Source organism: Halosegnis sp., from assembly GCF_042216475.1.
In the GTDB taxonomy this organism is placed as follows: domain Archaea; phylum Halobacteriota; class Halobacteria; order Halobacteriales; family Haloarculaceae; genus Halosegnis.
The window spans coordinates 141,051-166,137 of sequence record NZ_JBDGTV010000013.1 but is presented as its reverse complement, the minus strand read 5'-3'; the positions used below and the strand labels follow the sequence as shown (position 1 = coordinate 166,137).

At 64.7% G+C, this 25,087-nt stretch carries 26 protein-coding genes; 11 read left to right on the top strand and 15 right to left on the bottom strand.

Translation table 11 applies throughout. The features are described 5' to 3' along the window. The first annotated feature begins 55 nt into the window (after positions 1-55). Genes rqcH through ABEJ63_RS09400 form a run of 4 tightly spaced genes read left to right on the top strand, consistent with a single transcriptional unit; the run spans position 56 to position 4,843 of the window. Entirely contained in the window at positions 56-2,158 is a 2,103-nt protein-coding gene (gene rqcH, locus ABEJ63_RS09415; RefSeq protein WP_375796110.1) for a ribosome rescue protein RqcH, read from the top strand. A 36-nt stretch (positions 2,159-2,194) separates the two neighbouring features. Continuing rightward, positions 2,195-3,031 carry a DUF4013 domain-containing protein gene (locus ABEJ63_RS09410; RefSeq protein WP_375796109.1) on the top strand — a complete coding sequence of 279 codons (837 nt, stop codon included), beginning with the start codon at positions 2,195-2,197 and terminating at the stop codon, positions 3,029-3,031. A 36-nt stretch (positions 3,032-3,067) separates the two neighbouring features. Then, positions 3,068-3,751, top strand: coding sequence for a DUF4013 domain-containing protein (locus ABEJ63_RS09405; protein WP_375796108.1), 684 nt, complete (start codon positions 3,068-3,070; stop codon positions 3,749-3,751). Between the two features lie 24 nt (positions 3,752-3,775). Next, positions 3,776-4,843, top strand: coding sequence for an mRNA surveillance protein pelota (locus ABEJ63_RS09400; protein WP_375796107.1), 1,068 nt, complete (start codon positions 3,776-3,778; stop codon positions 4,841-4,843). 102 nt (positions 4,844-4,945) lie between these two features. On the opposite strand, the gene ABEJ63_RS09395 is transcribed toward ABEJ63_RS09400, so the two are convergent. Further along, the gene (locus tag ABEJ63_RS09395) at positions 4,946-5,692 is read right to left on the bottom strand and encodes an MBL fold metallo-hydrolase (protein WP_375796106.1); all 747 of its coding nucleotides are present in this window, start codon (positions 5,690-5,692) and stop codon (positions 4,946-4,948) included. An 86-nt stretch (positions 5,693-5,778) separates the two neighbouring features. Between ABEJ63_RS09395 and ABEJ63_RS09390 the strand changes: the two genes are divergently transcribed. After that, a complete protein-coding gene (locus tag ABEJ63_RS09390) occupies positions 5,779-8,496 on the top strand; it encodes an ATP-dependent helicase (RefSeq protein ID WP_375796105.1) in 2,718 nt (905 codons plus the stop codon). On the opposite strand, the gene ABEJ63_RS09385 is transcribed toward ABEJ63_RS09390, so the two are convergent. The 6 genes from ABEJ63_RS09385 to ABEJ63_RS09360 all read right to left on the bottom strand — a co-directional run bounded on the left by ABEJ63_RS09385 (position 8,497) and on the right by ABEJ63_RS09360 (position 14,432). After that, positions 8,497-9,714 (bottom strand): lactate racemase domain-containing protein, encoded by a 1,218-nt coding sequence (locus ABEJ63_RS09385; protein ID WP_375796104.1) that lies wholly within the window; start codon positions 9,712-9,714, stop codon positions 8,497-8,499. It abuts the gene before it with no gap. Between the two features lie 2 nt (positions 9,715-9,716). Continuing rightward, positions 9,717-10,385, bottom strand: a complete 669-nt coding sequence (gene nthB, locus ABEJ63_RS09380; protein WP_375796103.1) for a nitrile hydratase subunit beta — start codon at positions 10,383-10,385, stop codon at positions 9,717-9,719. A gap of 57 nt (positions 10,386-10,442) precedes the next feature. After that, positions 10,443-12,995 carry a heavy metal translocating P-type ATPase gene (locus tag ABEJ63_RS09375; RefSeq protein WP_375796102.1) on the bottom strand — a complete coding sequence of 851 codons (2,553 nt, stop codon included), beginning with the start codon at positions 12,993-12,995 and terminating at the stop codon, positions 10,443-10,445. A gap of 83 nt (positions 12,996-13,078) precedes the next feature. Next, positions 13,079-13,654 carry an AsnC family transcriptional regulator gene (locus ABEJ63_RS09370; RefSeq protein WP_375796101.1) on the bottom strand — a complete coding sequence of 192 codons (576 nt, stop codon included), beginning with the start codon at positions 13,652-13,654 and terminating at the stop codon, positions 13,079-13,081. Positions 13,655-13,715: 61 nt separating this feature from the next. After that, on the bottom strand, positions 13,716-14,282 hold the full coding sequence (locus ABEJ63_RS09365; RefSeq protein WP_375796100.1) for a peroxidase-related enzyme: 567 nt from the start codon (positions 14,280-14,282) through the stop codon (positions 13,716-13,718). Between the two features lie 24 nt (positions 14,283-14,306). Then, positions 14,307-14,432, bottom strand: a complete 126-nt coding sequence (locus tag ABEJ63_RS09360; protein ID WP_375796099.1) for a hypothetical protein — start codon at positions 14,430-14,432, stop codon at positions 14,307-14,309. 68 nt (positions 14,433-14,500) lie between these two features. Here ABEJ63_RS09360 and ABEJ63_RS09355 point away from each other — a divergent pair, with 68 nt between their 5' ends. Next, a complete protein-coding gene (locus ABEJ63_RS09355) occupies positions 14,501-14,992 on the top strand; it encodes a metal-dependent hydrolase (protein WP_375796098.1) in 492 nt (163 codons plus the stop codon). Here the strand turns inward: ABEJ63_RS09355 and ABEJ63_RS09350 are convergent. Next, positions 14,989-15,240, bottom strand: a complete 252-nt coding sequence (locus tag ABEJ63_RS09350) for an MTH865 family protein (RefSeq protein WP_375796097.1) — start codon at positions 15,238-15,240, stop codon at positions 14,989-14,991. The two genes, ABEJ63_RS09355 and ABEJ63_RS09350, sit on opposite strands and share 4 nt — an antisense overlap. 179 nt (positions 15,241-15,419) lie before the next feature. On the opposite strand from ABEJ63_RS09350, the gene ABEJ63_RS09345 reads away from it, so the two are divergent. Then, on the top strand, positions 15,420-15,800 hold the full coding sequence (locus ABEJ63_RS09345) for an Hsp20/alpha crystallin family protein (RefSeq protein ID WP_375796157.1): 381 nt from the start codon (positions 15,420-15,422) through the stop codon (positions 15,798-15,800). A gap of 23 nt (positions 15,801-15,823) precedes the next feature. Here the strand turns inward: ABEJ63_RS09345 and rbcL are convergent, their stop codons facing one another. Continuing rightward, complete coding sequence (gene rbcL, locus ABEJ63_RS09340; protein WP_375796096.1) at positions 15,824-17,071, bottom strand: type III ribulose-bisphosphate carboxylase; 1,248 nt, start codon at positions 17,069-17,071, stop codon at positions 15,824-15,826. A gap of 41 nt (positions 17,072-17,112) precedes the next feature. Continuing rightward, positions 17,113-18,063, bottom strand: coding sequence for an AEC family transporter (locus ABEJ63_RS09335; protein WP_375796095.1), 951 nt, complete (start codon positions 18,061-18,063; stop codon positions 17,113-17,115). A gap of 178 nt (positions 18,064-18,241) precedes the next feature. Between ABEJ63_RS09335 and ABEJ63_RS09330 the strand changes: the two genes are divergently transcribed. Further along, positions 18,242-19,045 carry a helix-turn-helix transcriptional regulator gene (locus ABEJ63_RS09330; protein ID WP_375796094.1) on the top strand — a complete coding sequence of 268 codons (804 nt, stop codon included), beginning with the start codon at positions 18,242-18,244 and terminating at the stop codon, positions 19,043-19,045. Here the strand turns inward: ABEJ63_RS09330 and ABEJ63_RS09325 are convergent. From ABEJ63_RS09325 to ABEJ63_RS09310, 4 genes are read right to left on the bottom strand one after another with little or no spacing between them, the layout of a single operon-like run. Continuing rightward, entirely contained in the window at positions 19,027-19,179 is a 153-nt protein-coding gene (locus ABEJ63_RS09325; RefSeq protein WP_375796093.1) for a hypothetical protein, read from the bottom strand. The two genes, ABEJ63_RS09330 and ABEJ63_RS09325, sit on opposite strands and share 19 nt — an antisense overlap. A gap of 59 nt (positions 19,180-19,238) precedes the next feature. Then, positions 19,239-20,018 (bottom strand): HAD-IIA family hydrolase, encoded by a 780-nt coding sequence (locus ABEJ63_RS09320; protein ID WP_375796092.1) that lies wholly within the window; start codon positions 20,016-20,018, stop codon positions 19,239-19,241. Between the two features lie 59 nt (positions 20,019-20,077). Next, on the bottom strand, positions 20,078-21,706 hold the full coding sequence (locus tag ABEJ63_RS09315; RefSeq protein WP_375796091.1) for a potassium channel family protein: 1,629 nt from the start codon (positions 21,704-21,706) through the stop codon (positions 20,078-20,080). Between the two features lie 40 nt (positions 21,707-21,746). Next, positions 21,747-22,838 (bottom strand): DUF3179 domain-containing protein, encoded by a 1,092-nt coding sequence (locus tag ABEJ63_RS09310; protein ID WP_375796090.1) that lies wholly within the window; start codon positions 22,836-22,838, stop codon positions 21,747-21,749. Positions 22,839-22,939: 101 nt separating this feature from the next. On the opposite strand from ABEJ63_RS09310, the gene ABEJ63_RS09305 reads away from it, so the two are divergent. The 3 genes from ABEJ63_RS09305 to ABEJ63_RS09295 are packed head-to-tail and all read left to right on the top strand — an operon-like array spanning position 22,940 to position 24,504. Then, positions 22,940-23,449 (top strand): TlpA family protein disulfide reductase, encoded by a 510-nt coding sequence (locus tag ABEJ63_RS09305; protein ID WP_375796089.1) that lies wholly within the window; start codon positions 22,940-22,942, stop codon positions 23,447-23,449. Then, positions 23,446-24,141 carry a cytochrome c biogenesis CcdA family protein gene (locus ABEJ63_RS09300; protein ID WP_375796088.1) on the top strand — a complete coding sequence of 232 codons (696 nt, stop codon included), beginning with the start codon at positions 23,446-23,448 and terminating at the stop codon, positions 24,139-24,141. The genes ABEJ63_RS09305 and ABEJ63_RS09300 overlap by 4 nt, the downstream gene beginning before the upstream one ends. A gap of 21 nt (positions 24,142-24,162) precedes the next feature. Beyond that, entirely contained in the window at positions 24,163-24,504 is a 342-nt protein-coding gene (locus ABEJ63_RS09295) for a VOC family protein (RefSeq protein WP_375796087.1), read from the top strand. Here the strand turns inward: ABEJ63_RS09295 and ABEJ63_RS09290 are convergent. Next, positions 24,479-25,078: a DUF998 domain-containing protein gene (locus ABEJ63_RS09290; protein ID WP_375796086.1), complete on the bottom strand. Its 600-nt coding sequence runs from the start codon at positions 25,076-25,078 to the stop codon at positions 24,479-24,481. The genes ABEJ63_RS09295 and ABEJ63_RS09290 overlap by 26 nt on opposite strands. Between the last annotated feature and the right edge of the window lie 9 nt (positions 25,079-25,087).

Here is a 25,087-nt window from a genome sequence, read left to right as displayed (position 1 = left end):
GAAAAACTCCGGGCGGACCCGATAACGGTTTCCGGCCGACTCCGGAACGAGTGGTATGGACCAGAAGCGGGCGATGACGAGCGTGGATATCCGCGCGCTCGCGAGGGAGCTTCGCGACTACGAGGGGGCGAAGCTCGACAAGGCGTACCTCTACGACGATGACCTCGTCCGCCTGAAGCTGCGCGACTTCGATCGCGGCCGCGTTGAACTGCTTGTTGAGGTGGGCGACCCGAAACGGGCTCACGTCGCAGACCCCAGTCGTGTCCCCGACGCACCGGGGCGGCCGCCCGATTTCGCCAAAATGCTCCGCAACCGGCTCTCAGGGGCGGACCTCGCCGGCGTTCACCAACACGAATTCGACCGCATCCTCGTGTTCGAATTCAGCCGCGAGGACGCCGATACGCTCGTCGTCGCCGAACTGTTCGGCGATGGCAACGTGGTCGTGATGAACCGCGACCGCGAGGTTATCGACTGTCTTGACACCGTCCGACTCAAGTCCCGCACAGTCGCGCCGGGTGCAGTGTACGACTTCCCAGCCTCGCGGTTCGACCCACTCGACTGTTCACGGGAGGCGTTCGACGCCAAGATGCGTGAATCCAACACCGACCTCGTGCGGACGCTTGCCACCCAGCACAACCTCGGCGGGGTCTGGGCCGAAGAGCTGTGTACTCGCGCCGGCGTCGAGAAGGAGCGACCAATCGACGAGGCGACCAGCGATGACTATGACGCGCTGTTCGGCGCGCTTGAGCGGCTTCGCGACCGTCTGCAGACCGGCGACCTCGATCCCCGGGTCTACTGGGAGACAGACGACGGTGAGCGAAGCCGACCGGTCGACGCAACGCCGATGCCGCTTGCGGAGTACGAAGGCGTTGACTGTGACGGCTACGACCGGTTCACCGGTGCGCTGGAGGACTACTTCTACGAACTGGATCGTGAGGAGCCGGACCCCGGTAGCACGCGTCCGGACTTCGAGTCGGAGATCGCCAAGTACGAGCGCATTATCGACCAGCAGGAGGGCGCGATCGAGGAGTTCGAGAAGGAGGCAGCCATCTACCGAGAGAAAGCCGAGACGCTGTACGGGAACTATGATCTCGTCGACGAGGTGCTTGCGACGGTTCGAGAGGCGCGCGCGGCAGACTATTCCTGGGGAGACGTCAAGGCGCGCTTCGAGGAGGCCGCCGAGGCCGGCAACGAGCGCGCACGTCACGTTATCGACGTCGATCCCGAGCACGGCGAGGTGACGCTCGAGCTTGAGGGCCGGCGCATCAATCTCGTCCCCGAGGACGGCGTCGAAAAGAATGCCGACCGGCTCTACCGGGAGGCGAAGCGTGTTGAGGAGAAAAAGGAGGGAGCACTCGCGGCCATCGAAGATACACGCGGGGATCTCGCCGAGGTGAAGCGCCGACGGGAGGCCTGGAGCGAAGAAACATCGGCCGACAACAAGGAAGACGACCAAGAACCAGGCGAGACCGACTGGCTCGCCAAGGAGAACGTCCCCGTCCGGTATGACGAACAATGGTACGAGCAGTTCCGCTGGTTCCACACCTCAGATGGCTTCCTCGTCATCGGGGGGCGCAACGCGGACCAGAACGAAGCTATCGTCAAGAAGTATATGGACGGGGACGACCTCTTTTTCCACGCGCAAGCCCACGGTGGCCCGGTGACGGTGCTGAAGGCCACGGGACCCTCAGAGCCGTCCCGCGATGTCGACATCCCCCAGTCGTCAAAGGAGGAAGCCGCTCGGTTCGCTGTCACCCACTCGTCAGTGTGGAAGGACGGCAAGTTTGAGGGAGATGTCTACATGGTTGACCCCGGTCAGGTGTCGAAGACGCCCGAATCTGGAGAGTACCTCGAGAAGGGCGGATTCACAATCCGTGGCGACCGGACCTACTTCGAGAATACGAGCGTTGACTGTGCGATTGGTGTCCAGTGCGAACCGGAGACGCGTGTGCTCGGGGGCCCCGAGCAGGCCATCGTCAATCGCGTGGAGACACACGTACGACTCGAACCAGGCCGATATGCACAGAACGACATCGCAAAGATGATTTACCGGGATTTAAAGCAGCGATTCACCGACGAGTCGTTTCTCCGCAAAGTCGCCTCCCCCGACCAGATTCAGGAGTTCTGTCCGCCCGGTGGCTCCCGGCTGGTCGACTGACGACGGCGTTAACCAGCCCGGAACCGAACTCCACGTATGCTCCGGGAGGCGCTTGATTTTCCGACGTCCGGCGACCACGGCTCCCGCGCGGTCCTTGTCGGGTCGCTGCTGGTCGCCCTTGCTGCCGTGGCCGCGAGTGGGACTGCGGCGCTCGGGACAGACGGTCACCCAGCCGCACTCGCGGCCGTCGCCGTCGCCGGCCTTGCGACGCTCGCCATCCGTGGTTACTATTACCGGACAGTTGCCGTCGCCGCGACCCGACCGTCGCCGGTTGCGCCATCATTCGAGGGCCTGATGCGTCTGCTCCGCGAGGGCATTGTCTCCACGCTCCTAGCCGCCGCGTACGCCCTACCGGCCGCGCTCTTGTTCGCCGCCGCAGCTGGAATCGCGACGCTCACGAATCCCGGAGCCAACCCACCCGACCAGGCAATCCTCGGGCAGGGAGTCGGCGCGCTCGCGGCGCTGCTCGGCCTACTTGCACTCGGTGCCGCGCTGTACCTCACGCCCGCAGCAGCCGGGACGCTCGCGCGGAACGGGACATTCCGCGACGCCGTCCGTTTCGGAACCGTGCTTGACGCAGCAGCGACAGAGGATTACGCCGTTGGCTGGCTCGTTGCGACGGGCCTCCAGTGGACCGTCGGTCTCGTCGCTGTCGTACTATCCGCGCTTGGTATCGGTGTCGTGCTCTACTTTCTCACCGGTGTCGCAGCCCGCTACCTGTGGGGGACTGCACTCGCAGCGGCGCTGGACCCCGGCGAGGTGCCAACCGAGGGCGTCACGCCGCCGAACCGCCACCGGGGCGACGCGCGCATGCAGGAGCTGTTCCTCAACAGCAATATCGACGAGCCAACCGACGGCGCCGAGTCGCCGTAGAGAAGGCTCTTAGTCTGGGGACTACTCCGTCCAGTCATGCTTGGCCGTGCTCTCCGCTTCCCGCTCGCTGGGGACGACGGCCTCCGAAGCGTCGTTCTCGGCGGAATCTGCTCGTTTCTCGGGGTCCTCATCCTTCCAACCGTACTCGTGCTCGGCTACTATCTTCGGGCGGGCGCGGCTGGCGCAGCCGGTGACGACGAGGCACCGCCGTTCGACGACTGGACCGGTCTGTTTGTCGACGGGCTGAAGTCACTTCTCGTGCTCATCGGGTACTTGCTTGTCCCGCTGGCGGTCTTTGGGGCTGCCATCGTTGTCGGCGGGCCGGGCCCGCCATCGGCCCCGGTCGCTGGCATTAACGTCCTTGGTGCCGCCGTAGGCGGATGGGGGACGATCCTGCTGGTAATCGCGATGTACCTGCTCCCCGCGGGGCTGATATCCCTCGCCCGCACGAACTCCATACGGGCGGCCTTCGACATCGCCACAATCGGTCGGGCGGCGCTCAGTGCCGACTACTTTGTCGCTGGTCTGCTTGCGATACTGTTGACACTGCTCGTCGGTGTCCTGACGGTGGTATTGACCGCGCTCACGTTCGGACTGTTTAGCCTGTTAAGTGGGTTCGTGCAGTTCTATACGCAGGTGGCCTTCTTCTATCTGTTCGGACTCGGCTACGGCCGCGCGCTCGGCGGCGACATGCCTGGCGCACCGAAAGACAGGGCATAACACCGCCGCCCCCGGAGTCAACGTATGCGTATCGCCGACCGACAACAGCGGGAGGGGGGCCGCGAACGAATCACGGTCGTCCCGGAGAGCCTTGACGACCTTTGGCACCTCACGTACGTCCTTGAGCCAGGCGACCGCGTCGGCGGCGACACGACTCGCCGAATCCAGCGGAACGACGACAAGACACGTGACACCGGCGGCGAGCGGGAGCACATGTGGGTCGAACTTGCGGTCGACGATATCGAGTTCGCGAAGTTCGCCAATCGTCTCCGGGTGGGTGGTGAGATTGTCGACTGCTCGCGCGAGGACCAACTCGGATTCCATCACACGCTCAACGTTGAGGAGCACACCGAGCTTGAGGTAGAGAAGATCTGGCAGACTGACCAGCTCGAACGGCTCAAGGAGGCTGTCGAGGCGACCGAGAACCCCGACGTCGCCGTCGCCACCGTCGAGGAAGGGGAAGCGTACGTGCATACAGTCGCCCAGTACGGAGTCGAGGAGCGGGCCGCCATCACGAAGCCGACGGGGAAAGGTGAGTACGCCCGCCCTCGCGAGGAGTTGTTCGACGAACTTGGCGTCGTTCTGGACCGAACCGACGCCGAGGCGGTCATCCTCGCTGGCCCGGGCTTCACCAAACAGGACGCCCTCGACTATATCGAGGAGGAGTACCCGTCGGTAGGCGAGCGAGTGACTGTCGTCGACACCTCGGCAGCGGGCGGCCGGGGCGTCCACGAGGTACTCAAGCGAGGCGCCGTTGAGGAGGTGCAGACGGAGACCCGCATCGCAAAGGAGGCGGAACTCATCGACGAGTTGACCGAGCGCATTGCTGAGGGCGCGAAGGCAACATACGGCATCGAACAAACGATGGAAGCTGCGGAGTTCGGCGCTATCGACCAACTTCTCGTGCTCGACGAGCGGCTCCGTGCCGAGCGGGCCGACGAGGGGGACTGGGATGTGGACGCCAACGAGCTTGTGCGGACCGTCGAACAGAAGGGCGGCGAGGTGACCGTTTTTTCGGGTGAGTTCGACCCTGGCCAGCAGCTGCGGAACCTCGGCGGCGTGGCCGCGCTACTTCGGTACCGACTCAACTAACGAGCGGAAGCTCATCCTCAGCCGTCAGCTGTCCTCTGTACGCTGTAGAGGGTCTTGATGACACTCTTTCGGGTGACGCGACCGGTGGCCATCCGTCAGGACTCACATCTCGGCCTGGTGGCCGTCGCGGGCGACACGAATCTCGCCGTCGAACGACTCCCGGACGCTCTCGACCATCTCACGGTGTCTGCCATCTGTATGAGGGTAAAGGTGAGTAAGGTAGAGCCGGTCGATAGCCCGATCGGTGAGCATCTCCCCGAGTGCGCTCGGCGTTGGGTGGTTCGATACGTCGATATCGTCCGGAAACGAACAGTCGTGCGCAAGGACGCGAGCCCCGTCTGCGAGAGTCGCGACGGCCTCTGTCGCTTCTGAGTCTCCCGAGAAACAGAAATCACCATCGGCCGATGGATGGCTGAACCGGTAGGCATGACAGTACATCGAATGAACCGTCTCAACCGCTCGAGCGTCGAATCCGCTGACGTGGAATTCGCCCGGCTCGATGTCCCGCAGGGTCAACTCGACCCGGCCTTCGAGATAGTCGTGGACATCGAGTAACCCCTCGACGAGCGCACTCGTGCCATCGGGACCGACGACGGTGAGGTGCTCCTCGCCAGCGAGCCACCGCGCTTTCAGTAGCGCAAGCAGATCGGAGACGTGATCAAGATGATGGTGGGTCAACAGTACCGTCTCGACGGACTCGTAGCCAGCCTCAGTGTCGGCAAGTGCGCCGAGCACACCGCTCCCACAGTCGACGAGAAGTGTGTCTTCGCCAGCCTCCACCAGCAGCCCAGTCTGATTCCGGTCACCGGCGGGCATCGCGCTGCCGGTGCCAAGGAACGTGACGCGCATGCCCAAGTTGTGGACGGGACCCACTTGAGTCGTCGCCCCGTGCCGCGGGCGCAACCCCCTTGGGTGCCGGCGGCCCTACGAAGGGTATGGACGGTCGGGATCTTCTTGCTACCCGGGATGACCTCCCTTTCGACCCCGAGACCGTCAGTATCGACGACGCAGACGTGCTCGCACGGTTAGAGCCAGAGGTGCGCGAGTGGTGGGTCGACAAATTCGGTGAGTTCGTCCCCGGTAACGGCGGCTTCTTTACCCCACCACAGAAGGAGGCGGTCCCGCTTATCGACGAGGGAACGAACAGCCTCGTGTGTGCCCCGACCGGCTCGGGGAAGACGCTCGCATCCTTCACGGCTATCATCAACGACCTGGTCGGTCGCGCGCGCGTTGGCGGTCTCGACAACTCTGTCTACTGTCTGTACGTCTCGCCGTTGAAATCGCTGGCCAATGACATCCACCGAAATCTGGCAGAGCCGCTCGACGGCGTCGCAGAGCGAGCTGACGAGCCGATCGAGGTACGTCACGCCATCCGCCACGGCGACACCGACAAAGCAGACCGGCAGGCGATGCTTGATGAGACGCCACATATCCTGAACACGACGCCGGAGACGCTTGCCATTCTACTCAACTCGCCGAAATTCAAGCAGAAGCTGGAGAGCGTCGAGTACGTCGTCGTGGACGAGATACACTCGCTTGCCGAGAACAAGCGCGGCACTCATCTCGCGGTGTCGCTCGAACGGCTTGAGCGGCTTTGTGAGGGGTCGCCGACTCGCATCGGCTGTTCGGCGACCGTGGAGCCGCTGGAGACGGTTGCCGAGTTCCTCGTCGGTTATGAGGACAATTCCCCCCGAGAGTACGAGATTGTCGACGCACGGTTCGTCCGCGAGTTCGACATGGAACTGGCGTGTCCGACAGACGATCTCATCGACACGCCACCAGGCGTCGTCCGTGAGCGGTTCTACGACGAACTCGCACGGCTGGTGCGCGACCACGAGAATACGCTTGTGTTCACAAACACGCGGTCGGGCGCCGAGCGCGTGCTGGCGAACCTCCGCGAACGCGGCTTCGACGAGTCTGACTCCGGCTGCCACCACGGCTCGCTTTCCAAAGACCGCCGACAGCACATCGAGGAACGACTGAAGGCCGGCACCATCGACGTGGTGACCACGTCCACCTCACTGGAATTAGGCATCGACATGCCGTACATCGACCTTGTGGTTCAGGTGGGGTCGCCGAAGTCGGTGGCGGCCTTACTCCAGCGGGTCGGTCGTGCCGGCCACCAGCTCGGCGAAACGGTGAAAGGACGCGTGTTCGCCCTCGACAGAGACGAACTTGTCGAGTGTGCGACCATGCTCCAGAAAGCCGAAGAGGGGTTCGTTGATCGGGTGTTCGTCCCCGAGAATGCCCACGATGTCGCCGCCCAACAGGTCTACGGGATGGCCATCAACGGGCCACTCCCCGAGACGCGGGTCCGCGAGACGCTCACGTCGGCGTACCCGTACCGTGACTACGGCGAGGCGGAGTTCGAGTCGCTGTTTGCCTACCTGACGGCAGACTACGACGGGCTTGAGGAGAAGAACGTCTACCCGAAGGTGTGGCGCGATACGAACGACCCCCCCGACGGCGAGCACCACTACGAGGCGTTCGACGTCGGCGAGCCGCTCGTTGGCAAACGGGGACGGATGGCTCGTGTTATCTACATGACGAACCTCGGCACCATCCCCGACTCTTTCGACGTGGATGTTTTCACGCGGACAGGTGACGAATGGGTTGGGCAGCTGGACGAGGAGTATCTTGACACGCTGGAGAAGGGTGACGTGTTCGTGCTCGGGGGCTCGAACTACGAATATAAATACCGCCGCGGAACGAAGGCGTACGTCGACCCGACGAGCCGCGCGGCGACGGTCCCCTCGTGGTTCTCCGAGCGGCTCCCGCTGTCGTATGACCTCGGCCGTGAGATTCTTTCGTTCCAGCGGACCCTTCTCGACCGGCTCCAGACGGGAGGACCGCCGGCAGTCCGCGAATGGCTCCGCGATTTCCCCATCGACGAGAACACCGTCCGCGCGCTGACGCGGATGTACGACGAGCAGGTCCGGTACGCCGGCGCTCAGTCGGTGTCCACGCCAGACAGGCTCAGCGTCGAGACGACCCTCGATTACGACGAGTACCGCCGCCACTATCACGTCCACTCGAGCTACGGCCGACGGTTCAACGACGGATTCTCTCGGCTGCTCGCTTACCACTTCGCGGAACAGACGAATGCCAACGTGCAAGTGGCTGTCGCGGACAACGGGTTCACCCTCTCCTTACCACTCAACCGGAAGGTGGATGTCGAGTCCGTGTTCACCAATCTCGATTCGGATGCTGTCCGCGCTGACCTGCGGGCCAGTCTTGAGGGCACTGACCTGCTGAAGCGTTACTTCCGAATCAACGCCACCCGGTCGCTGATGATTCTCAAACGGTACAAGGGGACCGAGAAGACAGCCGCCCAGCAGCAGGTATCCTCAGAAATGTTGCTGTCGTTTGCGGAAGAGCTCGAAGACTTCGCAGTGATTGAGGAGACGTACCGCGAGATTCTCCAAGACAAGCTGAACGTCGAGGCCATCGAGGCGGCGGTTGCGGCCGTCGACGACGGAGACCTCACAGTATCGGTCCGGTCGCTCGACTCGCCGTCGCCCCGTGCGTTCGGGCTGGCAACGCTCATGGCTAGCGACGTTGTGCTCGCCGAGGACGAGTCGGCCGTGCTTCAGGAGTTCCACGCCCGCGTGCTCGCACAGATTGATGACGACGCTCGTGCGGAGACCGACTGACTACACGACAAGCGTATCGATTGCATCCGGGACGACGAGCACATCACTTCCCGGCTCGACGGCCTCCGCTACCGTCTCTTGGGTCCGCATAAGACACGCCTCAACAGTGTCTGGCGCCTCGCTATTCGTAATATAACAGTCAGCCTGCCGGAGTGCCCGTGCGACAACGAACGCTCGCTGTGCCCCCGGCTCGTATCCATCACGGAGCCGTTCATACAGCGTCTCGGCGTCGCTCGCGGCCGAGAGCTGCTGGTAGAACCGCTGCTCGCCGGTGCCGTCGCCGGCGCCCTCCTGAAGACGCGCAGGGATGACGACCCGACCGCCGTCTCGAACCGGGTTGTGGGCGCCGAGCACGAGGTAGGTGAATGCGCGGCTTGCCTGGTAGAGATTGGCATCCTTCGGGGCACCGACGCCTGCCACCACGGCATCGTAGCGACCGTCGACGTCGACCGCCAGCGCCGTCCGCGCCGTTGACGCGAGGTCACGGACTACCGCACGGGGCTCGCCGGCGGCTGCCGCGAGCGTCTCGCCGCCCTCGTGGGTGACATTCAGACAGAATGCACAGCCGACGGCGTCGCCGGCTGCGTCGATAGCCTCTCGGAACGGGTTCTCGGCGACCCTGCCAAGCCGCACTCCCGGCCGTGAGAGCATCTCCGGGCCGTGGGTGTAACGGATGAGCGGTGCCGCACCTGCCCCAACGACGACCGTCTTCGCCCCCCCAGAGAAGCCGGCATACTGGTGGGGCTCCACCATCCCTGTCGAGATGACGCGGTCGGCCCCTGCGACGGCCTCGTGAACTGCGACGGGGACTCCGTCGACGCTCCCGACCGTCACGGTCTGGTCGGGGTCGTGATTAACCGCTAAATCCGCGTGCTCACCCAGGCCTGCCTGAATCTCCGCATCTGTCATCGGGCGGTGCAGGCCGAGTCCGAGCAGAATCGTCACCTGGTCCCGATCGATGCCGGCCCGGGCGAGCTCCGTCAACAGCACGTCTGCGAGCACGTCGTCGGGGGTCGCGCGGGTGATATCTGTGACGACCAGCGCCACATCGTCGTCGGGGTCGGCCAGTTCCTGGAGTCGTGGGCCATGCGGGTCGGCGACGGCACGCTCTGCTGCCTGCCGCGGGTCGACGGGGTCGCCACCAGGAGGCGACGCGACCGTTACCGCACAGTCGAATAAATCAACCGCGACCGTCTCTTCACCGTACGGGAGCCGCATCCCTACTCGATGCCCCGCAGATACGGTTCCCAGAGGTCCAGCGAGATGGCCGTCGCATCGCTGCGGTCACCCCACAGCTCTGCGGCGTCGAATCGGACGTTGTACAGTGGTTCGCTTCGCTCCGTGCCATGGGCCGCCGCGTCCGGGTATGTGTGGTCGCCGCGGTAGGCGGTCACGGTGCCGGTAGCGCGACGGACGTACGCCGGCAGACGGGTGTGGCCCGACGGGGATTGGCTCCGGACGACCACGCGGTCCCCCTCGTTGAATGCCGGCTCCGAGGGAGGTGCGTCGGAGTCGTAGGCGTCGACGACGCCCGCGGCAAGTTCGCCGAGCAGGTCCGGGTCGGACCGCTCGGGCACGGATGCGTCGCCGGCGGCAAACGCACGGGTACGCTTGCGGACGCGCTCGCCGTCAAGGACACCTCGTTCCACGAACAGGCGCGTGATTGCCCGGACCCACCGGTCATAGTAGCTCGCGGTGAGGTAGTCAGCCGGTGGCATTCGCTCGATGCTGTGACGGAACGCATCGATGCCGAAGGTACCGGAGCCGAGGCCCGCGACGAACGCCGCGTACGTCGCCCCCTCCCAGGGTTCGTGGAAGGTGTCCTCATGGGTCGTCGTGTCGACGGGCCCCAGCCCGTCCATCCCGCCGACATCGTGGATACCGTCCATGGCTCGACTACCAGGGGACGGGGCAAAAAACTCTGTCCCGGGTGTCCGGGTGAGTCGCTACCACCGGAACAGTCGGTAGTCGTGGTCAGGCGTGTACCGCCGGAACGCGAGGCTATTCGCCAGCACCGACACGGATGAGAACGCCATTGCGACGGCCGCCAGCACTGGCTGGAGCAGGCCGAGCGACGCCAGCGGAATCATCGCGGTGTTGTAGCCGAGTGCCCAGAAGAGGTTCTGCTTGATTTTCGAGAGCGTGCCCGCGGAGACGCGGATGGCCTTGAGAACATCCAGCGGGTCGGACCGCATCAGCGTCACGTCGGCAGCCTCGATGGCGACATCTGTCCCAGAGCCAATCGCGATACCGACGGACGCAGCCGCCAGCGCGGGCGCATCGTTAATACCGTCTCCCATCATAAGCGCCTGTGTCCCGTCGGCCTGCACCGCGTCGACCGCTGCGGCCTTCTCGTCGGGCAGTACGTTCGCCCGCACACGCTCGGCGGGTATGCCCACCTCGCTGGCGACGGCACGGGCCGTCCGCTCGTTGTCGCCCGTGAGCATGTGAACGGCCAGCCCACGCTCCTGGAGTTGCTTGACGGCGGTCGCGGCACTCGGCTTTATTTGGTCGGCCACCGCGAGCGCTCCAGCGAGCGTCTCATCGACAGCGACGAGCATCACGGTCTTTCCCTCGGACTGGAGTTGATCAACCGTCTCACGGGCCGGCTCGATGTCTGCCCCCGCGTCGGCAACGAATGACGGCTTGCCGATCCGGACCGTGCGACCGTCGACGGTTGCGCGGACACCCTCCCCGGCAACGCTCTCGAAGTCAGTCGCCTTGGTGGGATCGAGCCCCCGCTCGCGGGCGCCCGCGACCACTGCCGTGCCGATCGGGTGTTCACTGCCGTCCTCGACGGCCGCGGCGATGGAAAGCAGCGACGACTCGTCGCTAACCGACCGGGCGAGGGAGCCGCCGTCGGCGGCTGGGCCCAGCGGGACCACGTCTGTGAGCGTCATTTCGCCTTCCGTGAGCGTCCCTGTCTTGTCGAAGACGACGGCGTCGGCCGCCTGCACCCGCTCAAGCACGTCGCCACCCTTGAAAAGGACGCCGTTTTCCGCAGCGATGGAGGTTCCGACCATCGTTGCGGCGGGTGTCGCCAGCCCAAGCGCACAGGGACACGCGATGAGGACTGCCGAGGCAAACACGAGTAGAGCGAATTCACCGACTCCGACCGCGCTCGGTCCGCCGGCGGCGAGCCCCCACGGCGCCAGCCCGTCGACCGCGGTGGCGAGCGTCTCGGGGGCCACCGCCCAGACGACGCCCCACAGGAGGGCGTTCGCAATGACGGCCGGGACAAAGTACGCTGAAATACGGTCGGCGACGTTCTGGATCTCCGGCTGGCGCGACTGGGCCTCCTTCACGAGTGAGACAATCTGGCGAACTGCCGTTTCGGAGCCGACCTTCGTCGCCTCTACGACCAGCAGGCCATCCTCGTTCACGGTGGAGCCGACCACTTCGTCGCCGGGCGACTTCCCGACAGGCACCGATTCGCCGGTCACCATCGACTCATCCACCGCAGAGTTTCCCTCAACGACGACGCCGTCGGTTGGGATACGCTCGCCGGGGCGCACCTTCAACCGGTCGCCGACCTCAATCTCCTCGACAGCCACCGTCTCCTCGGTACCGTCCTCGCGCAGACGAGTCGCCTCGTCGGCCTCCATCTCCAACAAGTGTCGTAACGCTTCGCCAGCCTGCCCCTTCGAGCGTGCCTCCAGCCAGTTACCCGCCGTGATGAACGTGAGAATAAGGGCAGCCGTATCGAAGTACAGCCCGGCATTCGGCAGCAGGCCGACCAGCGCGATGATCGAGTAGCCGTATGCCGTCGAGGAGCCCAGCGCGATGAGCACGTCCATGTTCGCGCGTCGGTTTCTCAGCGCCTGTACGCTGTTCTCGTAGAACTCCCGCCCGAGCAAGACCTGGACCGGTGTCGCGAGTGCGAACGCGACCCAGCCGACCGACAGTCCTGTTCCCGGGACTGTCTCTGGGAGCAACCCCGGTGCGACGAGTTCAGCAACGAGCATTCCGACCAGCGGTGCGGACAGGAGAGCACCCAGTGCGGTGAGTCGGCGCTGACGGCGTATCTCGGCCGCACGGGCCGTTGCGGCGGCCGACTCCCGGCCATTGTCGTCGGTCGTTTCGCGGACCGGCGTGTAGCCGGCGTCGGCAACCGCCTCGTAGATGATTTCGGGGGTGGCAACGCTCGGCACGTAGACGACACGTGCTTCGTCAGCCGCGAAGTTGGCATCTGCCTCAAGAACACCTGGCACAGCCAGTAGCCGCTCGGCGACGGTAGTCGCGCAGTTCGCGCAGGTCATGTCCGTCACCGGAACGGTGAGTTGCTCGGTGATGAGGTCGTAGCCCGCGTTCCCGATGGCGTCGCGTATCGCCGCCAGCGACGTTCGGTCCTCGTCGAACTCAACATACCCCTCATCGGCCGCGAAATTGACATCCGCCTCGTGGACACCGTCGAGCTCCTCAAGCGCCTCGGCGACAGTCGCCGAGCAGTTGGCACACGACATCCCGCCGATGTCGAGCCGGACGGTTCGAGTGGTCATTAGCTATCCATACGTGGTGACCGTTTAGGCCGGTTTCCCTTAGGATACCAGCGCTATCGTGGTCCCGAACTTTCGAATCCGAACTACCCGTCCGCAAGCGACCGGTACCGTTCCTCGAAGCGGCCGCGACAGGAGCCACAGCAGAAGTGATAGACGTCGCCGTCGATACGCGTCGATTCTCCCTCCTCGTCGACGGTGTTGCCACACTCGTCGCAACTTACGGCGAAGCCCGTCGCGTCGAAGGTGGGGTGCCACTCGACGCTGTCGAGCAGCGTCACCGAATAGTCAGCCCCTTCGACGAGCGACTCAACCCACGCGCGGACATCCCGGGCGTCGGTACGACCCGTGAACCAAACGTCCCCATCGGCGGTCGTGAAGACGTGTTCGACGGCCGCCTCGTCAGCGAGTCGCCCGCGAAGCCGCTCTGTCCCGCCATTGGGATCGACGCGAACGAATACGGGCGCGCCGGCCCGGAGGGCAGCCGCGTCCACTTCGACGGTGAATCCCTCGATAACGCCCGCTTCGCGGAGCCGACTCACCCGGTCAGACACTGCCGGCCCGGACAGGCCCACTTCCTCGGCAATGTCACTGAATGGCCGACGGGCATCTTCGGTGAGCAGCGACAGGATGCGCAGGTCGGTCTCGTCTGGTTGGTTCATAGCTGCGATAGAATTTGGATTCTAAAGTGATTGTTGCTATCTCCTCCGGATTCCGAACCTGTCAGCGGCCGAGCGTATAGAACTCCTCGTTCGGCCGCATATCTGCGACCGTCGCCATCCGATTCGAGAGGTTGTAGTAAGCGACGACGCTCGCGATGTCCCACACCTGCTCACGCGTGAACCCGGCCTCGACAAGCGCCTCAACGGCGGCGTCGTCCACTCGGCCCGGCGACTCTGTGAGTAACTCGGCGAATTCTAACATCGCCTGATGACGCTCTGAAAGGTCGGCGCTCCGGTAGTTCGTTGCGAGCTGGTCGGCGAGCTGTGGGTCGTCGGCATAGATACGCACGAGCGCGCCGTGGGCGACAACACAGTAGAGACAGTCGTTAATTCCGGAGACAGTAACAACGAGCATCTCGATTTCCTCGCGCTCGAGCGCGGTATCGTTGACCAGGGCGTCGTGATACTCGAAGAACGCGCGAAAGTGGCTCGGACGATAGGCGAATGCGGGGAAGACGTTCGGCGTGAAGCCGGCCTCCTCACGTTCCTCGGTGATGCGCTCACGGACATCCTCGGGCAGTTCCTCGAGGTCAGGCGTGTCGAATCGCCTCATTGGGGCCTCGGTCATATCCCCTCGTGCGTCCGCCCGGGCTTAGTCCTGCCGGGGCCCGCGCAGCTGCGAGAGCCCGTACAACAGGAAGTAACCAACGACGCCGACGGCGAATACGGCTGCCGGGATGAGGAACGGGCCGAACATCCGCCAGACGGCCTCCAGCATGGCTGGGACTGTGACCCCCCGGCACAAAAGCCCGTAGGTTGATACGGGACCGCATCCCCTCTCTGAGAGTGTACGCGCTCGGCCACTATGGAGTCGCGCTGCTTGTGTACGTGCCCGTCGGATTCTATCTCGCTCGGACAATGCCGACGCTCGCGCTTGTGGGCGGTGCGGGCGTGCTCGCGTTCTCGACGATTCCGGACTACGACCTCCGGATACCATTTACCACCCACCGAGGGATCACTCACACGCTTGGCTTTGCCCTCGCCATTGCCGGATTGTTCGCCGCTGTTGGGTGGCAACTCGCCGCGGGGCCTCTCTCGTCCATCGGCGACCCTGTAGAAAGCGCGTTGTTCTGTGGCAGCGTCGCGCTCCTCGGTCTCGGCTCGCATATCCTCGGTGACGTGCTCACCCCAGCGGGAGTTGCGCTGCTGTGGCCGCTGTCTTCACACGAATTCACCGTTTCGCTGACGCGGGCGGACAGCCGGTTTGCTAACTGGGGGCTGTTCGCCGCGGGCGTCCTCGCCGCGACTGCGGCGCTTGTGGTTGCCGTCTGGGGTTAGATGAGGTCTTGCTCGTCAAGCTGGTCGAGGACATCGTCAACGAACGCCTCGACCGACTCGTAAGGGAACTCGCCGCCGCCAAGCTTCGTGTTCAGTTCCATTGCGGTCATCGAGAAGTCGCCGGACTCAAACCGGGTCCCTGGGCCGTCTGGGAGCGCAGGGACCAGGTCCATCGGACTGTTAATCGGGTAGTCGGCGCCGCCGAAGGCGTCTATCATCTGCTCACGGAGTTCGTCTCGATCGGCCATGACACCGGATGGTCGGTGAGCGTGCTTAAATATCGTTCGAGAACCCCACCTGAGAAACGGAGCAGCAGTTCACTTCCAGTGACGTTGGGGGGTGCCGGTTTGTTCACGAATCTCGAACAGAATTTTTGTATCTGAATCTACTAACAATGGATGGATACGGAGGTGAACAGACCATGGCGATGCCCACGACCTCGAACGACTGGACGGGAACGTTCGACCTACCGAGCCGATTCTTCGGGGCCGACGGGCCGTTCGGTCTGTTCGGCGCCGACGACTACGAACTGTACGAAGAGGACGGTGAGTTCGTCCTCACAGTGGAGATGCCCGGCTTCGACCCGGCCGACATCGATGCGACTTGGCACGACGGGCGGCTGACTATCGCCGCCGAGACGGTCGACGAAGACCGCGGCCGCGAACGGACATACCACCGCTCCTTCCGGTTCCCGAAGGCGGTGGCCGAGGACGCCCTGAGCGCCAGTTACAACAACGGCGTCCTCGAGGTCCGGCTCCCGGTCGCTGAGACGTCGGACAAGGGAACGGCCATCCCGATTGAGGCCTAAGCCGGGTACTCCGGCGCCGTTTCTCAGCGGGGCGTTTCCGTGCCCCATTCGTTGAGTGCAGTCGCCAGCGCCGGCACCGTCTCTGCCCGCGCTGACAGCGACTCATCGACGGTCCAAGCGTCGACAGCTGCACGCAGTGCCCGGGCGCCCGCCCGTGTTCCGTCCGGGTGTCCATGGACGCCGCCACTGGCCTGCATCAGCACCTTCTGTCCCGTCTCATCAAGCAGCGTGTCGATGATGCCAGGGTGGAGACCGCCCGACAGGACCGGTAGTACGTCTGCCAGCCCGTGAAGATCAGAGCGAAGCCACGCGTCGATACCGACAGTGTTCTCGGTGCTCCGTCTGCCGAGCCCGCCCGTCCCCGTGTGGAGGTGGTCGACGCCCGCCAGTCGGGCGACCTGTGCGAGACAGCGCATCGAGACACCGTGGTGGGGGAACCGGTCCATTGCGGCGTGCATCGCCCGGTGGGCGTGAATAGCCACTCCAAGGTCATCGGTTCGCTCGCGGACGGTCTGGACCGCTCCCCAGCCCGCCGTGATGACATCAATCATCACGAACCGGCCGCCCTGGTCGGCGACGTACTCAACGCGGCGGACCATCTCCTCCGTATCTGCGGTGACATTGACGACGTAAGCTTTCCGTTCGCCGGTCTCGGACTCGGCCTCATCGGCCTGGGCGAATGTCTTCGTCACCCGCTCTTCGAACGGATTAAACGACTGGTCCGTGAGGGTCTCGGCATCTCGCAGCAAGTCGACCCCGCCAGTCCAGGACTCGTAGCCAACCCGTGCGTGGTCTGCTGGCGACAGTCCTACCTTCGGCGTCGGCACCGTGGCTAACACGGGCCGGTCGCCGGCGTCGAGCAGGCGGTGTCGCACTGCACTGCCGAATTGCGGCCCAGGGAATCGGTCGACCAGCGCCGCTGGCCACTCGCAGTCGGCCAGCCGGATGCTCTCGACGGCGCTCATCCCCATGATAGTACCCGCAATACAGGCGAGTACCTGCGGGAGTGATCCACCCTCGAACAGCGCTGCCGGGTAGGCGACGCGGACGGTGCCGTCGTCGCGAAGCGCGTATGCCACCGCTGAGAGTCGTTCGACGTTCGTGTCCGCATCGAGGGCTGCCCATGTCCCGGTCGACGACTCGCTGGCGACCCGTGCGGCCGCCTCCTCGGTCGTCATTCCCTCCGCGGGGACGAGCCGGAACGTACAGACGAGGTCGTCGTCAGCTGGGCTGTAGCCCGTGTCGAGGAAGTCCTCGTACTGACTGCTCACGTCTGGTAAGAGGCGAGTGCAGGACAAGAATTTCGGGGCGCTTAGACGACCAGTCCGGACTGGAGGACGGCAATTAGCAGCGTCAACACGACCACACTGGCGGCCGTCGTTGTGAAGATGGCTGTGCTAAGATACTCCGGCGCCGTCACCCCGTCAACGGTGCCGTCGGCATATTCGATAGTCAGGGCGAGCGGTAACACCGCTGCCGGCGTCGCTGACTCGAGCACGAACACCTTCGCGACGACCGGGTCCTCGAACGCGAGCAGCAGCGCGACAGCTACCCCAACCAGCGGCGCCACCACGAGCTTGAGCGCGGTCGGCGTCACCGACCGTGATACCGCTGTCACGTCCGTCTCCGATAATTGAATCCCCAGCACTAGCAGCATCACGGGGATGGACGCCTCACCCATCAGGCCGAGCGTCTCCATGGCGGCCGCGTCGGCTGGTGGCACCAGCCCAGCCGCGCGGACAGCGACAGCCGCCACTACCGCGTACAGCAGTGGCAGGCGGAACACCTCTCGGACTGCAGCGCGAGCGTCACCGTCAGCACCGCCTGAGGCGATGTAGACACCCAACGTATAGACGACGAGGTTCTGCACTGTCAGGTAGAGGACGGCAGTGGTCCGGCCGGTTGCTCCAAAGGCGAACTCCGACAGCGGGATGCCAACGAACCCGGAGTTCGGGAATGCTGCCGCGAGCATCAGTGCGCCGAGCAACGGCCCGGACTGGCCAGTGAGCCGCCCGACGCCCCACGCGAGTGCGACCATTACGAGCGCGTAGCCGACGACGCCGACCACTAACTTCGCGACCGCGCCTCCGCCGAGGTCCGTCGTCGCGATAGAGTGGAAGGCAAGCGCCGGTACCAGCACGTAGAGCCCGAGCGTGTTCACCGGACCGACATCTAACCCGGTCCGGCTTCCAAGCAGGTAGCCGACGACAGCGATTCCCAGCACCGGTAATACCGCCTCGGTGAATGCGGCCGTCAGCGACATCGACCCACCCCGTGGACTCGACATCTCTCGTGCATACGCTTCCTAGCGGCTGTACCTACGAGTATCCTGCCAGAAACGCAGTCACGCCACGACGCCGATTCACCGCACGTGACTATTCAGGCTCTGAAACTATTTCACAACGCAAAACAACTATTGGCTACGGTGCCGACCGACAGGTATGGCCGACCCCCTCGCAGAGGTAGAGTTTCTCGCCCGGTCGCACAACCGCATCGAGATACTGGCGACGCTCGCAGCCGACGCATACACGCGTCGAGAACTCGGCGATGCCGTTGACGCCTCACAGCCGACGATTGGGCGCGTGCTCAACGATCTCTCAGAGCGCGGCTGGGTCGATTACGATGGGGAACGGTATGCTGCGACGGTCACAGGCGCGTATGTTGCGGATGGTATCACTGCGCTCCGAGACCGACTGGCGACCGAGACGCGGCTCCGACCGATCGTTGACTACTTTCCGACCGCTGCGGTGGATGTCGGACTTGATGCGTTTGCCGACGCGAGTATCACGACACCGTCGACACCCCGGCCGAACGCGCCCATCGAACGCATGACAGAACTGCTGGCTGCAACGGACCGCGCCCGACTCGTCTCACACGCATTCAACCGGGACAAGCTGGAGCTGCTCCACGAGCGGGCGGGTGATGGATCGGTGACCGTTGAGGGGGTGTTCGCGCGCGAGGCTATCGACGCCATAGCGGCCGACGACCGGCTCGCAGCGCTGCTCGGTGACCTGCTATCGACGCCAGACACTGAGATACGGGTGACGGACGAGGAGATCCCGTTCGCCGTCGAGTTGACAGACGACCGAACGCACTTTCTACTGCGCGACGAAGCGGGCGTGGTCCGCGGTTCGCTTGATACCGCCGACCAGCGTGTCAGAGAGTGGGCGGAGACAGCGTTCAGACGGTATTGGGAGAACGCCAGCCAGGTGTCGGCCGGCGATATTCAGTCCTCTGTCCGGTAGCTGCGGTAGGATACGGCCTTTCCGTCGACGATGACCGCGTCGCTGCCGTGCTCACAGCCCTCGGGCACCTCCTCGTCCAGACCGATATCTGTGCTCGCATCCCCGAACTCGTAGGGGTTCTCTTCTGCGACCATAGACAGGGCTCAGATTCGAAGCGACATAAACCTTCGTCAGACGTTCACACACGACACAGTCATTCGAACAGCCCAGGCACATCACCGAGCGTCTCAACGACGTGATCAGGAGTCACGTCCGCGTTAGCAACGTCGGCGCGGTCGCTGCGACCCGAGGTGACGAGTACCGTTGTCGCACCGGCCTGTTCACCGAGCGCGATATCCGTGTCAAGACCGTCGCCGACGACGAGACACCGCTCCAGCGGAGCCAGCCGCTCCGCGACAAGATCGGCTACGACTGATGACGGCTTGCCAAGCACGCGGTCGGGTTGGCGGTCGGCGACGCCGGCGACCGACCGGGTTATCGCGCCGCTACCCGGATAAGGTCGACCGTCGCCCCCAGGATACGTGCGGTCGGGGTCGGTGCCATAGAAAACATCGGCCGTTTCGAGGGCCCACAGCGCCTGCGTCAACGTCTCGTAGTCGAAGTCATAATCGTGGGAGGTGATTACCACCTCCGCTGCGTCCGGGTCGGTCGTCAGCCGGAGGCCGACGGCTCGCATCTGTTCGCAAAGCCCGTCGGAGCCGACGACAAAAATGGCCGCCTCGGGGTGGTGTGTTGCGAGGTACTCGGCCGTCACCGTTCCCGCGGAAAGCACCGATTGGGCTGTCGCGTCGATGCCAAACGCCGCCAGCCGCTCGACGTAGCCGGCCGCCCCCCGTGTCGGGTTGTTGGTCACAAACGCGACGCCCAGCCCCCGCTCGCGAAACCACGCGATCGCCTCGCGGGCGCCAGTGAGCAGTGTATCGCCCCGGTAGACGGTGCCGTCTAAATCGAGGACGACCCCCTCAAAGTCCATACCATCTGTACGGACCGAGGGTACAAACCCGTCCCGTCCCGGCCTGTGTCCATTCTGTGTCAGCCAAGCAGTTCAGTGAACCGATTGATGCCCTCGTCGGTGCCGGCGATGATGAGCGTGTCCGTCTCTCGAACGCGGTAGTCGGGACCGAGGTTGGTCACCACCTCGCCATCACGCTCGACAGCGACGACCGTGCAGCCGGTGCGGGCACGTACGTCCGCGCCGCCGAGCGTCTCGCCGGCGAGGGCAGGCGCCTCGGTTCGAACGACCTCTACCTGTGTGTCCAGCGCGATGACCTCCTCGTCAAGCACCGCCGAGGCGGCCATCCGTCCGGTGATGGACGCAAGCGACAGCACGTAGTCTGCGCCAGCACGGTATATTTTCCGCACCGACTCGATTCCCTCGGCGCGTGCGAGTATCTCGACGTCCGGTTCAGCGTCCCGGCAGACGAGCGTGGCGAACTCCGCGACGGTGTCGTCGCCGACCGCGAGCACGACCGACCGCCCATCTGCCAGCCCGGCGCGTTCGAGCGTCGCTGGCTCTGTTACATCACCGACCACGTCCACACCGTCGTACGCCTCACGGTCGACTACCGTATGTGGGAGCCCAGCCGTGTCGAGCGCCCCAACAACCTTCCGGCCGACCTCACCGTACCCGAGCACGAGTGTCTCGCCGGCGCCGAACTGGCGGACGCCCGCGAGCGTCAGTTCTTTGAGCCGTTCGAGCTGTGGTTCCCGACCGGTGACCAACAGGACGGTACCGCCGGTGAGCGTCGCTGACGGATCTGGCGGGCTCTGGAACTCTCCTTCAAACCACGCGCCGATGACGTTGACCCCGGCCCGCTCGCGCAGCCCGCTCTCGGCCAGCGTTTGGCCGACGAGTTCACTCCCCCGCCGAACCGGGAACTCGACGATATCGAACTCTTCGCCGACCTCAATGGTCTCCCCGAGTTCCGTCGAAACAGCAGTGGTCACTTTCCGAGCGAGACTTTCGCCCAGCAGTGCTCGCGGCGACAGTACTTCGTCGGCGCCCGCCAGTTCGTGGTAGCGGGCGCGGTCCGGCTCCTCAACAACGCTCACCACGGTTACGTCCTCAGCCACCTCGCGGGCCGTGAGCACGATGCTCGTGTCAATCTCGTCCGAGACATCGGCGACGACGGCGCGCGCCTCGGTCACGTTGGCCGCCAGCAGCCCAGCCGTCTCGTCGGGTGCCGCGTGGATAACCGTGTGGCCGTCTTCGTAGAGGTCGGTCGCACGGTCCCGGTCCGGTTCAACAATCACGTGGGCGACATCGTTTGCGTCGAGTTCCTCAATGAGCACCGCCGAGCGCGGCGAAAACCCACAAACGATGACGTGGTCCGCCAGCCCCTCGACGCTGTCCGGCACCGTCGTCGAAAGAGCGTCCTCCAGCAGTGGGAACACGAGTGCTGGCAGCGCGAGAAAAATCAGTGCGACGCCGGTGAGGTCCATCAGGATGACGAGCACGGTCATCTGTGGGGACTGCCACGGGGCGTCGGAACCGAATCCCGTCGTCGTGAACGTCTCGACAACGACCTGGAGCGACTGGAGGAACGTCCGTGGCCGTCCGTCGAAGGCGGTCATACCGGCGTCGTAGACGATTGCGTACAGCAGAATAACTCCGAGTAACCCGACGACGTAGGCTGTAATGCGACGTCGCCAGGTCTCCATACTCCCCTTCATGCCCCGGGGTGACAAAACGGTGGCCCACCTACTCGCCGTACACTGTCGTCTCGGGGTAGAAGTTGAGCCACGCAAAGAAGAACAGTGGCGACCGTTCGCTGGCCGGCGCAAGCGTCTGCCCCTCATAGGGACCGTCCATCGCGGTGCCGGTCATCGGGTTCCAGCGCGACCCCCCGGCGACGAGTGCGTCCCCATCCGTTTCGAAGGTGAGCGTCGACCCGTCGACACGTCGCTGGTAACCGACTAGCGTTCCCTCGCCGGCGACGGTGACGACGATAGGAACGCCGCCGACGCTATCGTTGACGACGCCGGCTTCGGCGACTCTGACTCGCGGGTATGCCCGTGCTTCGCCGCTGTTTGCGACCCCAAGCACGAGCGCCTTCGGGTGAAGCCGGTCGTCGTTGTATGAGCCACCAATACCGATGCGCTCGCTGTCCTCGTAGTTGGGATATGGATCTTTGTTGTAGTCGCGGGGCGGCGCGTCCGCGATGTTGCCTGAGTCCGGCGGCGGCAACAGCACGTCGGTGTCAGGGTGCTCGGCCCGCCACTCTCCCCATGTCGTGAATGTCGAGGGTACCAACTCAAGTTCCTCGCCGACCAGCGGGCCGTTGACAGCCTGCGCCTCAATTTGTGCCCACAGTGACCCGGTCGCCTCATCGTACATCACGAGATCGTTCTTATAGAGCCGGCCGGAGACACCGAACAGTGACTCCTCGCCACCCGCCGTCCGGACCGCCGTGATTCCGGAGCCACACAGCGGACAGTACGTCACTAGCAGCGGGCCGCCAAGCGTGTCGTTGACCACTTCGTGCCAGTCGAGAATCCGGAGCGGGTAGGCCCGCGGCTGACCGTCGCGCATGAGGCCGATGACGTCATTCGTGTCGACCAGCGGCGCTGCCTCGGCGTCCGACCAATCGGCCGCGAACGCCGGGTTCGTAATAGCGGGAATGGCGTCCTTCGCGACGACCCGCTCCAGTTTGCTCTTCGGAATGAACCCCTCTGGCGTCCCTGTCGGCGTCGGCGATCTTCCGCTCGAGCCGCGCTCGCTCTGATAACCGGCGCACCCGGCGAGCAGGCCCGTCCCCGCTGCCAGCGTGCTCAGCAGCCGTCGCCGTTCCATACTCATGTGGGCGGGCCCGACCCGGATAGCGGATACGGGGTCGTGTGAGGGGCGCTCACAAGCGGCCCACGGCTATAGCGGTGTGGTCCCCACAGACGGGTATGAACCGGCGTGCGTATCTGGCGTCTCTTGGAGCCGGCGCGAGTGCGCTCGCTGGCTGTGCGGGCGTTAAATCGAGCGCCGCCGGTGGACCCACCCAGACGCCCGGCGACAACGAGATACGGACGCTCGCGGCCGCGGGTTCGGAGGCCGGCGTCGTTCCTGTCGTCCCGTCGGGCCAACCGGCATTGCTGGACTTCTGGGCGACGTGGTGTGCGCCCTGCGAGCCGCAGATGGCCGAACTCGCCATCGTCCGCGAGCAGTTCCCGGAACTCCATATGCTCTCTATCACCAACGAGGAAGATCGTGAGGCGATCCAGGCATTCTGGGAGGAACACGACGCGACGTGGCCGGTCGCGCAAGACACCGAGTTGCGGACGAACCAGCGGTTCGGCGTCACCCGCATCCCGACGCTACTCGTCATCGACGCAGACGGTTCGATCACCTGGCGACACGTCGGGCTCGCGGCCGCAGACACTATCCTCGCGGAACTGGAGGCGGTCGGGGCGTGAATCTTGCACCGGGGTTCGCTTTCGCCGCCGGGGTTGCCACCTTCTTCGCCCCGTGTGCGTTCCCGCTGCTGCCGGGCTACGTTGCCTACTATCTCGGTCAAGACTCCGTGGACCGTGGGCCAGTGGCCCGACTCCAGCGGGCAGCCTTGGTCGGCGGACTCACCTCTGTTGGCTTCCTGCTCGTCTACGGACTGCTCGCAGGTATCGTCGCGGCGCTGGGCGCTGGTGCACTCCGTGACGTGGCGCTGCTCGAACCAGTCGTCGGCGCACTGCTCATCGGGCTTGGGGTGGCGACGGCAGCCGGCTATAGCGTCGGCGGCCACGTCCCTCTCCCCGAGCGGCGCCGATCGCTGGGGGGCTTCCTCCTCTTTGGTGTCGTCTATGCTGCCGCCGCCGCCGGCTGTACAGCGCCCGTCTTCGTTGGCGTCGCACTGGTTGCACTCTCAGGTACGCCTGCAACGGCCGTCGTGACACTCGGCGCGTACGCGGCCGGGATGGCCGCAACGATGCTTGCTGTTACCGTGCTGTCGGCATTGGGACGGGACCGTGCACTCCAGTTACTTTCCCGGTCAACTGGCCGGCTGGCTCGCGTCTCTGGCGGTCTGCTCGCGCTGGCGGGCGTCGCCCAGATATATCTCTGGTACTTCGACTTCGACCCGCTGGGAGGACTCCGAGCACTCGGACTTTTATAACGGGGCTCTTCACGCCCAACCATGACACCGTTCGACGGTATCACGTTCTTCCGGACCGGTAACCGCCAGGTGGTGGTCGCATTCTATCGCGACCGGCTTGGGTGTACCGTGTGGCGCGAACAGCCCGATTGCACCATCATCCGTGATGGCAGTTACGCACTCGGCTTCTGTGCTCGCGACCCCATCGAGACGGCAGGGTGTCTCACCTTCCTCCGATCAGACCGCGCGGCTGTTGACGCGGCCCACGAATCGCTCGCAGACGTCGCCGACGATGCCCCCCGGTTCAACGACGAGTACGACATCTACCAGTTCTTTGCGACCGATCCCGAGGGTCGTACTATCGAGGTACAAACGTTCGAGTGATTCGGTAGCGGCTGACCCGTGCGGCGACCCCGAGCACCCATAGATTGAACAGACCGGCACCGAGCAGTTCTGGCACCGCCAGCCCGACCGCGACGCCAAGATACACGACCGACACGACCCAGACCAGCAGGTGGATGAGTCCGTCCAGCACCGACGCGAGGCCGACTGCCATCTCGCCGGCGAACAGGTCGCCGAGTCCGTAGACGAGTGGTGCGGCAATAAAGCCAAGATAGGCCGTCGCCGCGGCCGGCAGGTGGAGGCTGCTTCCGGCCGGAAAGAGGCCAACTCCGGCCACGCCCGCCAGCGCGGCGACGACCGGCAGCACCGCTGCCTGGCCGATTCGGCCGCTCGCGGTCGCGCGGACTGCGGGTACGAAGCCACAGCCGAGGATACCTGCAGCGAGCAGACCGTAATTGAACAGCAGTCGCTCGGGGCCTGTGCTTGTCCCGAGATCCGACAGGGCGTTTGTCGTCCACGCAAACCACGGCGCGACAGCGGGCGCACCAATGGTGGCGATGAGCGAGCACCCGACGGCCAGTACACCCGCGAGCGCCGACCCACGATGTGTATCCACACTGGGGTC

What these genes read in the sequence shown, in the direction of transcription:
- rqcH (WP_375796110.1), top strand. Translation starts at nt 56, where the DNA reads ATGGACCAGAAGCGGGCGATGACGAGCGTGGATATCCGCGCGCTCGCG.
- ABEJ63_RS09410 (WP_375796109.1), top strand. Translation starts at nt 2,195, where the DNA reads ATGCTCCGGGAGGCGCTTGATTTTCCGACGTCCGGCGACCACGGCTCC.
- ABEJ63_RS09405 (WP_375796108.1), top strand. Translation starts at nt 3,068, where the DNA reads ATGCTTGGCCGTGCTCTCCGCTTCCCGCTCGCTGGGGACGACGGCCTC.
- ABEJ63_RS09400 (WP_375796107.1), top strand. Translation starts at nt 3,776, where the DNA reads ATGCGTATCGCCGACCGACAACAGCGGGAGGGGGGCCGCGAACGAATC.
- ABEJ63_RS09395 (WP_375796106.1), bottom strand. Translation starts at nt 5,692, where the DNA reads ATGCGCGTCACGTTCCTTGGCACCGGCAGCGCGATGCCCGCCGGTGAC.
- ABEJ63_RS09390 (WP_375796105.1), top strand. Translation starts at nt 5,779, where the DNA reads ATGGACGGTCGGGATCTTCTTGCTACCCGGGATGACCTCCCTTTCGAC.
- ABEJ63_RS09385 (WP_375796104.1), bottom strand. Translation starts at nt 9,714, where the DNA reads ATGCGGCTCCCGTACGGTGAAGAGACGGTCGCGGTTGATTTATTCGAC.
- nthB (WP_375796103.1), bottom strand. Translation starts at nt 10,385, where the DNA reads ATGGACGGTATCCACGATGTCGGCGGGATGGACGGGCTGGGGCCCGTC.
- ABEJ63_RS09375 (WP_375796102.1), bottom strand. Translation starts at nt 12,995, where the DNA reads ATGACCACTCGAACCGTCCGGCTCGACATCGGCGGGATGTCGTGTGCC.
- ABEJ63_RS09370 (WP_375796101.1), bottom strand. Translation starts at nt 13,654, where the DNA reads ATGAACCAACCAGACGAGACCGACCTGCGCATCCTGTCGCTGCTCACC.
- ABEJ63_RS09365 (WP_375796100.1), bottom strand. Translation starts at nt 14,282, where the DNA reads ATGACCGAGGCCCCAATGAGGCGATTCGACACGCCTGACCTCGAGGAA.
- ABEJ63_RS09360 (WP_375796099.1), bottom strand. Translation starts at nt 14,432, where the DNA reads ATGCTGGAGGCCGTCTGGCGGATGTTCGGCCCGTTCCTCATCCCGGCA.
- ABEJ63_RS09350 (WP_375796097.1), bottom strand. Translation starts at nt 15,240, where the DNA reads ATGGCCGATCGAGACGAACTCCGTGAGCAGATGATAGACGCCTTCGGC.
- ABEJ63_RS09345 (WP_375796157.1), top strand. Translation starts at nt 15,420, where the DNA reads ATGCCCACGACCTCGAACGACTGGACGGGAACGTTCGACCTACCGAGC.
- ABEJ63_RS09335 (WP_375796095.1), bottom strand. Translation starts at nt 18,063, where the DNA reads ATGTCGCTGACGGCCGCATTCACCGAGGCGGTATTACCGGTGCTGGGA.
- ABEJ63_RS09330 (WP_375796094.1), top strand. Translation starts at nt 18,242, where the DNA reads ATGGCCGACCCCCTCGCAGAGGTAGAGTTTCTCGCCCGGTCGCACAAC.
- ABEJ63_RS09325 (WP_375796093.1), bottom strand. Translation starts at nt 19,179, where the DNA reads ATGGTCGCAGAAGAGAACCCCTACGAGTTCGGGGATGCGAGCACAGAT.
- ABEJ63_RS09320 (WP_375796092.1), bottom strand. Translation starts at nt 20,018, where the DNA reads ATGGACTTTGAGGGGGTCGTCCTCGATTTAGACGGCACCGTCTACCGG.
- ABEJ63_RS09315 (WP_375796091.1), bottom strand. Translation starts at nt 21,706, where the DNA reads ATGGAGACCTGGCGACGTCGCATTACAGCCTACGTCGTCGGGTTACTC.
- ABEJ63_RS09310 (WP_375796090.1), bottom strand. Translation starts at nt 22,838, where the DNA reads ATGGAACGGCGACGGCTGCTGAGCACGCTGGCAGCGGGGACGGGCCTG.
- ABEJ63_RS09305 (WP_375796089.1), top strand. Translation starts at nt 22,940, where the DNA reads ATGAACCGGCGTGCGTATCTGGCGTCTCTTGGAGCCGGCGCGAGTGCG.
- ABEJ63_RS09295 (WP_375796087.1), top strand. Translation starts at nt 24,163, where the DNA reads ATGACACCGTTCGACGGTATCACGTTCTTCCGGACCGGTAACCGCCAG.